Below are 6983 nucleotides of genomic sequence, written 5' to 3'. Positions count from 1 at the left end.
CTAAAGCACAACCTCTCTGGCCTGTGGTCTAAGCGGATATCACAGAAAGATCGTTTGATATATCGATTCGATGACAAGTTCATTTATATCTTCGCTATTGGTGGTCACTACGATCAGCCCTAACGCCAAGCTCAGCCGCGCTTGACAATGGCCGCCCGGAGCGGCAGCGCAGGGTGGCCATTGTCAAGTGTCGGTCTGCAGCGCCTTGTTAGGCGCAGGAGTCTATCCAGATTTTCCCTTCTACTTACGGGATTTGTCCAAATGCTGTAAGACATCCGAAAGCCCCTGGCAGCGAATGAATGAAAGAGACAAATCTCTTAACTGGAACTGGGCACGAATGAGATTGTCGCGATCATACTTTTTATTCCAAGCCATCAATTCTATCTGACCGCGGATCGTTTCCTTCCTGCTCCGATCAAAACCAATCTTTCGCTTCAAAAAGCGCCGGAAAATTCGGAGCTGCCTCAGCCAAAGAGGGGGATTAAGAACGAAAATCCAATCGGCAGACTGAAAACTCTGGGTCGGCCACCGGTCATAGGCTCCCTCCACTATCCAACTATCCTTCTGGATGAAACGACGGAGAGCCGCATCTCTCTGAATGGGATCAGCCCGAGACGCGTAGTCTTTTATCTCATGGTCCCAGAAAATATCATCAAGATCGAGGATGGGAATATCATACCTCTCGGCTAGATGTCTAGCGATGTAGGTCTTTCCGCTTCCAGGGCCACCAATGATGTGTATTTTCATTCTCTTTGCCAACCACGGGGATGCCCGCCCATCCATAATCATGCGACCGACAGGTACCAACGGCCTTTCGGAGCGTGAGGGCTCCAATCATCGCAAAAGACTCTGGGCCGCCAGCGCCTAACGCCCGGCTTTGGGGCGGACTTGTAGCCGCGCAGCGGCGGAAAGGCCGTCCCAGCCCCATAGGGGCGACAACAGCCGTTTGTTATGCATTTTTCCCAACTCTTAACTGGAAAATATTACCTTCACAATCACAGCCATCACATACTTGGCGACCACCAAAATTCCAACTCTTGGGTTGATATAAAGCTCCACCTTTTTCCTTTATTTTCTCGCCAACTAGCTCAAGAGGGGTATCGATAAAAAATGATGGCTTTATTGGCGTATCTTCTCTGGCTTTGCCTGTACTAGACGCCTTTTTCGAAACCTCAGTTTCAAGTAGAACAAGCTCGAAGCTACCAGCTATTAGCAAGGCGTATGATTCATCTTTTTCGGAAACTTCAAAGCCAAAAACATGGCAGTAGAATTCGGCTAAGCGGTGAATTGACGAAGAGTAAATAACCAACCCTGTTTTCACATACCCTCCTTACTTACACACTCGAATGCATAACGCCGCCAACACGGGCTGCTTTGTAGTGGAGGCAAAGCCGCAACGAAAAAGCTGTCCCCGTGCTTGGCCTTGTTAGCTGCACAACGCCTGCTTGATGGATTGAACCCGTGGATCACTTAAAATTGGCCCTTTCAATATCAAGATGTGAGCATTCACATGCTCACGGTACGAAGCGTATTCCCCTACAACTTCGTGGGGGATCAGCAACGCTTCAATAATGTGGAAATGCTCATCATAAATTACGGCTGCTAGAGCATCAAAATCTTTCTCGGCGTACTTCCTGATAGCGCTAAGCTGACGCGAATTATTTGTGGGCGTAACGCGGCGGCCCTTGATCTGTATACGCACACCATCTTTACTGACACCGTCATACCCAGCTTTGGAGTTTGCTTGAAGCTCAAGATCCAGAGCCTTCGCTACTAGCCACTCCGTGTAATCGCCGAGCGGGTTATTCTGTGTCCGGACTACACCCCTGGCTTTAAGCTCATTTGTTGCGGACGCTTGAAGCTGCAGAAGCTCTTTGTCTGTAAGATCGCTGAGTCGCACTCGCTCTCCTATTCAGCTAACGTCTAAGCTAAGCGGCGCGGCGTTAGCCGCGTCCGGTGGAGCGCGAAGCGCGGAACGAACTTGAGCGACTTGTTAGGCTTTGCTTCAATCTTTTGGAGCATATTGCTCGAAGACTTGTTGCCCCGTCATTTTTTTGGTTTCGTTCTTCAGCTCATAAAAAGCTGGTTTCTCGTCAATGAAGATTTCACTCGAAAGGTTGAATTCTTGATCTTGGAAAAGGCCCGCTGGAAGAATGTACTCGTTGCTGGGAATCAGGTGATAGAAGAGGTGAGTTCCACACGTTGGACAAAATCCCCGCTCGGCCCAGTCGGATGATTGATATCGCGATGGCTCTTGGCCATTGAAGCTAACGTCAGAACCACAATGAACGGCGAACATCGGGCCTCCTGTCCAGCGTCTGCACATTGAGCAATGGCAGAGCCCAACTTCATTGTGATCGGTTGTATCAACCTCAATAGAGCCGCAAAGACATTTTGCTTTCATATCCTCTCCTCGTGTGTTCGATTTAAGCCTAACGCTCGGCTCACCGAGCAAATTTTTGATGGCGGCTTTTTTGCGTGTTTTTGCAAAAAAGGTGACAGCGAAAATTTGTCCGGTGCAGCCGTTTGTTATGCCATCTCACAGTTTGATATTGCAGTCTCAAGCAGCCGTTTCACGCTATCTTTGAAATCCTTGACTCGCTCAGATGTTGCAAACGGGGGAACGGAGCGTTTTAAGATCGCCTCGATATCCGCTCTACGCAAAGATGTTGACCCACGCCCACTGTAACAATACGCGGCATTCCATTCCTGGTGAGGAACCCTGATGATTTCGTGACGTGCGAAGTCGATCACCAATTTATTGAACTGCCTACGAATGCTATTTAAGCTTTCTCTTTGTAGAGTATCACTTACCTCTTGCTTCCAAGCGATAGGTTTTGCTATAAAGCTATCCATCTCTTCATTCAATTTTTCTTCAAAATCGGTTATTGGAGTAAACATCCTAAAACCGTCAATACCCATATCCATTCGCCGATTAAAAGCCTCAACTGTCTTCCAGTGCTGTGCGGACAGCATATCGCGATACAAGTCATTAAATTTCTTTGTTGACTCAACAAGGAAAGCGGAAAGCATTTCGAAATCGTAAACTGGAGCCACAAAGGATTGCTGGAAGCGCGACATCTCATGCGCCTGCTCGAAAACCTGGTTTAGCTGCTGCACCCCTGCTTCATACATCTCTTCATTTTGAAGACCTCCAAGGAATAAAATCTTGTTTTCGTCTGGCTCAATGTCGAGACCATCATCCCGCAAAGAAGCCAGTACATTTACTAAGCCATCTCTAACATCCTCAATTCGATCCTCATCAGTGGGGTCTTCCGAATCGTATGGCTCAACTTCGTCGAGCTTAGTGAAAAGCAAAAAAAGCTTATCGCCATACCCGCGCTGAAAAATACTTTTCAAGGCGCTCTTCCCTCCTGCGACAAAAGGCTTTTTGCTCTCTTCAATTAAAAGAATCGCATCGGAATCATAAAAATAATCATAGTGTCTAGAGTCTAATTGCCCAGCCTCTTTCGTATCGTGACCAATACCCTCACCATCAATAACGACTGCTTCTACGCCTTCTCGTAGCCAAGGAGCCTTTAAGTTCCCACGCAACCGAGCGTATTCAATGACAGGTGATATTGAGTCGATTTCGCTAGACAACAACTCTTTGCACTTTTTTACGAAATACTCTCTTGTCGTTGTTTCGTACTTATGGAGCCTCCATTCTGACCCCAATGTTGCTCCTTCGCATGATGCAGCGGTGAGTCTTTGTATCTCTGCTATTACGGCATTGCGAATGTCAGAATATGGGGTGCCAAGTTCTGATATTACAAACTCAACGAAGATACCGGTTTCGTCTTGGTCTTCTGGAAAATCTTGTTGGTAGCCGCGAACGCCATCTTCTAAGGCTGGAAGAAGACTGGCTATTTGATCGGCTATTTCTCCTGAGAATTCCGTTGAAAGAAGATAATACAGACGGAATCTTTGGTCGCTGGTTTGACGGATATTTTTGACTATTTTATCTTTGGCCCGATCTTTGTAGAACTTGCCAATGGCATCTTTGAGAATTTCATCTACGTAGCCCTCTATTTCCGAGAGTGGTTTCAGTACGACCGTAAGATCAAAGCCTGTTCCGTTGCGTATTACGTATTCAGTTGGTGCTACCGTTGTTCGTTTTTGACGGGTGGTTGGGAATTTATTTTCCTCTGTGCCAAGAAGCTTTCTGATGATCGTGGTTTTGCCTGCTCCGGTGTCACCAAGAAAATACAATTTTGGCAAATCAAGGGGCGCAGGACTTACCGCATTTAACTCGTTTTGGATTTCTTGGTATCGGCTCATAGCTCTACACTCCTTTGATGTGTTGTTTTTTCAGGCATAACGCCTTGCTTTGGGGCGCTGGAGCGACAGCGGAGGCGTCCCAGCAGCGCGCTTTTTGCGCTGCGACAACAGCAATTTGTTATGTGTGGTTTGTTTATAGGAATATAGCAATGCAGACCCCCGCAATAATGATAAACATCAGCAAGAAAACTAAAACCACCAATTCGTGATATGAGACGGGCTCTGCCTTGAACCGCTTCCTCAGGTACCTCTTGATTTTCCATTGTAGCTCTCCGTCTCGAACTCTATCCCACTCCTCCTTCAGTATATCTCGCATCAATTCTTCAATTTCGTGACGATTCTCTTTGAATTGTTTAGAACCACCCTTTTTTCCCATATATATTTCTGGGATTTCTTCGACTGATTTTACGAGATTCTGGGATGGTTCTTCATTCAGGTTGAGAAAAACCTTGGCTTGATATATTGCCTTTAGCAATTTCACCTTCTCTCGGTAAGCTTCTTCATTGTCTTGATATGCTACATCCGTAAAAACCTCAGCTTGTAGAAGGACATCCGAGAAAACACCCCGCAGCGAATTTATCCAATCCTGCCGAAATGTTGAAATTGCTTGGGCCCGACCAAGCAGTGAAGATATGAATATACCAATTAAGGAACCTATAACAGTCCCGAGCGCAACATACATGGCCACATCATTTTCGCTCAACTAGTACTCCTTTGATTGACTGGCTGCTTACACATAATCGGGATAGGGCGAGGCCTCACGGCCCCGCTCCTCCCACACCACCGGGCATACGGATCACGTACCACGGCGGTTCGTTTACTTACTGATCATTATGCTGCCAGCGATGGCAACCCCAAATTCATAAAGTATCTATTCGGCAACGCCCTGTACAGAGCCGGACTCATGCTCAGCCTCCAAGGGCCATGCGCAGATTTGGCTGTATTCCAAGCCAATTGCCTGTCGACTCCTAGTCGTCTGAGCATCCGGTAACCTTTACGGCCCCATTGCTTCCACAGATAACACCGCAACTTCCGTCGTATCCATTTGTCCGTGTCTTGCAGCAGGCCCTTCACTTCAGCGATGCCAAAGTAAGCTCTCCAGCCGAGCAGGCTTTTCTTCAGGTCTGCAATTACACGGCCAATACTATGGCCTCGTGTTCGACGGCATAGTCCGCGCACCGTGTCTTTGAGCTTCTCCAGTGCCTTGTCTGACACTTTCAATGCATGACCGGGGCGCCGACTAAAACTAAAGCCAAGGAATTTCCGGTTCCACGCCTTGTCCACCGCACTTTTCTCGTTATTCACCATGAGCCGTAGGCTTCCTTCGATGAAGTGCTGCACGCTGCTCATCACCCGCTCGCCTGCGCGTTGGCTGCTAACATATATCTGACAGTCATCCGCATAACGGGCAAAACTATGGCCGCGTTTGTCCAACTCCCAATCCAGCTCATTCAGCACGATGTTCGCCAACAGTGGCGACAGAAGTCCGCCTTGTGGCACGCCCTCAATGCTTTTACTGGTTTGATTCCCGACCTGCACGGGCGCTTTCAGGTAGCGCTTGATCAGATAAAGTAGTGGCTTTTCCCGGACTTTCTCCCGCAGTTTTTCCATGAGCTTGTCATGGTTCACGCGGTCGAAGAATGAGGCCAGGTCGATGTCCACCACCCACTGTCTGCCGCCCACCATCAGTTGCTGTGCATGGCGTACCGCTTGATGCGCGCTGCGCCCCGGCCGGAAGCCGTAGCTATGTTTGTGGAACGTCGGCTCCCATTGTCGACTCAACACTTGCGCTACTGCTTGTTGGATAAACCGATCGACTACTGTCGGTATGCCCAGCTTGCGCTTGCGTCCATCTGCCTTGGGGATCTCCACTCGCTTCACCGCTTGGGGTTGGTAGCTTCCATTCAAAAGTCGTTCCTTCAACTCGCGCCAGTGCAGCTTTAGGTACCCCGGCAACATTGCCACCGTCATCCCATCCACGCCTGCCGCTCCCTTGTTGCGTTTCACTTGTTGCAGCGCCCGCACCAGATTATCCGGCTCCAGTACTTGCGCCAGTAATGATCCAGCAATGGGGTGTTGATGCTGGCTGTCATTGACAGCCGTTTCCTCCACCGCTAAGGGCGGTGGCCTAAGTTCAGGCTTGGCAGAGGCATTACGGCTGTCCTTCATTCCGATCAATCCCGTAAACGTTCAGACCTTCGGAAGCACGAAGGCGCTTCCTACTATGTCGTTTGCTGACTTCTGCCCTGCGATCACTGACAGTTGCCTGTCAGTCAGTTGATCCCTCAACACAGAACAGACCTCTCGGGGTAAGGCACAAAACTGTCGTGACGTGAATGCCGGATTTATAAAACACAGCCCTTGCGCAGATGGAAGGCTTCGCGGTTGCGTGCCCGCTCGCCTCAGCTATGTCACACCTCATATCCGATTCTTGTTCATCACCCCGTCACTTCGACGCCGGCTTCCTTCAGACGCCGCCTCGCGACGACGCCCTTGCCATTGCCTAACCTTCGGCTCTGCGAACACCTGGTAAGAGGACTTGCACCTCTCTAGTTTTGTGTCATGCCCGACACACACGCCTGAATTAAGCCGCGCCGCGAAGCGGCGTCGGCTTGAATGAATTGTTAGGCCTTTTTGATACAGAGCCGTGGCATGAGCGCAAACACGCCCCAGCCCAAGTACTCTCGCGTGTAAGCTGCATG

The 6983-nt window shown here is 49.1% G+C and carries 8 protein-coding genes; 1 reads left to right on the top strand and 7 read right to left on the bottom strand.

The annotated features are described in order from the left end of the window. On the top strand, window positions 1–123 hold a 123-nt coding region (locus HP566_RS21660), incomplete at its 5' end, for a type II toxin-antitoxin system YoeB family toxin (RefSeq protein WP_284041541.1). Window positions 124–240: 117 nt separating this feature from the next. Here the strand turns inward: HP566_RS21660 and HP566_RS17245 are convergent. The 7 genes from HP566_RS17245 to ltrA all read right to left on the bottom strand — a co-directional run bounded on the left by HP566_RS17245 (window position 241) and on the right by ltrA (window position 6450). Beyond that, the gene (locus tag HP566_RS17245; RefSeq protein ID WP_249978554.1) at window positions 241–747 is read right to left on the bottom strand and encodes a hypothetical protein; all 507 of its coding nucleotides are present in this window, start codon (window positions 745–747) and stop codon (window positions 241–243) included. Between the two features lie 202 nt (window positions 748–949). Further along, complete coding sequence (locus tag HP566_RS17240) at window positions 950–1321, bottom strand: VOC family protein (protein WP_112159979.1); 372 nt, start codon at window positions 1319–1321, stop codon at window positions 950–952. A gap of 105 nt (window positions 1322–1426) precedes the next feature. Further along, a complete protein-coding gene (locus HP566_RS17235; RefSeq protein ID WP_249978553.1) occupies window positions 1427–1900 on the bottom strand; it encodes a DUF6998 domain-containing protein in 474 nt (157 codons plus the stop codon). Window positions 1901–2005: 105 nt separating this feature from the next. Then, entirely contained in the window at window positions 2006–2404 is a 399-nt protein-coding gene (locus tag HP566_RS17230; RefSeq protein ID WP_249978552.1) for a GFA family protein, read from the bottom strand. Between the two features lie 125 nt (window positions 2405–2529). Further along, window positions 2530–4281, bottom strand: coding sequence for a hypothetical protein (locus HP566_RS17225; RefSeq protein WP_249978551.1), 1752 nt, complete (start codon window positions 4279–4281; stop codon window positions 2530–2532). 133 nt (window positions 4282–4414) lie between these two features. Beyond that, window positions 4415–4984, bottom strand: coding sequence for a hypothetical protein (locus HP566_RS17220; RefSeq protein WP_249978550.1), 570 nt, complete (start codon window positions 4982–4984; stop codon window positions 4415–4417). 128 nt (window positions 4985–5112) lie between these two features. Next, window positions 5113–6450: a group II intron reverse transcriptase/maturase gene (gene ltrA / locus HP566_RS17215; RefSeq protein WP_249978549.1), complete on the bottom strand. Its 1338-nt coding sequence runs from the start codon at window positions 6448–6450 to the stop codon at window positions 5113–5115. Window positions 6451–6983: the final 533 nt, after the last annotated feature.

The organism is Vreelandella olivaria (assembly GCF_023507745.1).
Taxonomy (GTDB): Bacteria; Pseudomonadota; Gammaproteobacteria; order Pseudomonadales; family Halomonadaceae; genus Vreelandella; species Vreelandella olivaria_A.
The sequence above is the reverse complement of the archived record's forward strand: the minus strand, read 5'-3'. Positions and strand labels throughout refer to the sequence as shown.

Excerpts from the sequence above, each read along its gene's own strand:
- HP566_RS17245 (WP_249978554.1), bottom strand. The coding sequence starts at position 747 with ATGAAAATACACATCATTGGTGGCCCTGGAAGCGGAAAGACCTACATC.
- HP566_RS17230 (WP_249978552.1), bottom strand. The coding sequence starts at position 2,404 with ATGAAAGCAAAATGTCTTTGCGGCTCTATTGAGGTTGATACAACCGAT.
- HP566_RS17225 (WP_249978551.1), bottom strand. The coding sequence starts at position 4,281 with ATGAGCCGATACCAAGAAATCCAAAACGAGTTAAATGCGGTAAGTCCT.
- ltrA (WP_249978549.1), bottom strand. The coding sequence starts at position 6,450 with ATGAAGGACAGCCGTAATGCCTCTGCCAAGCCTGAACTTAGGCCACCG.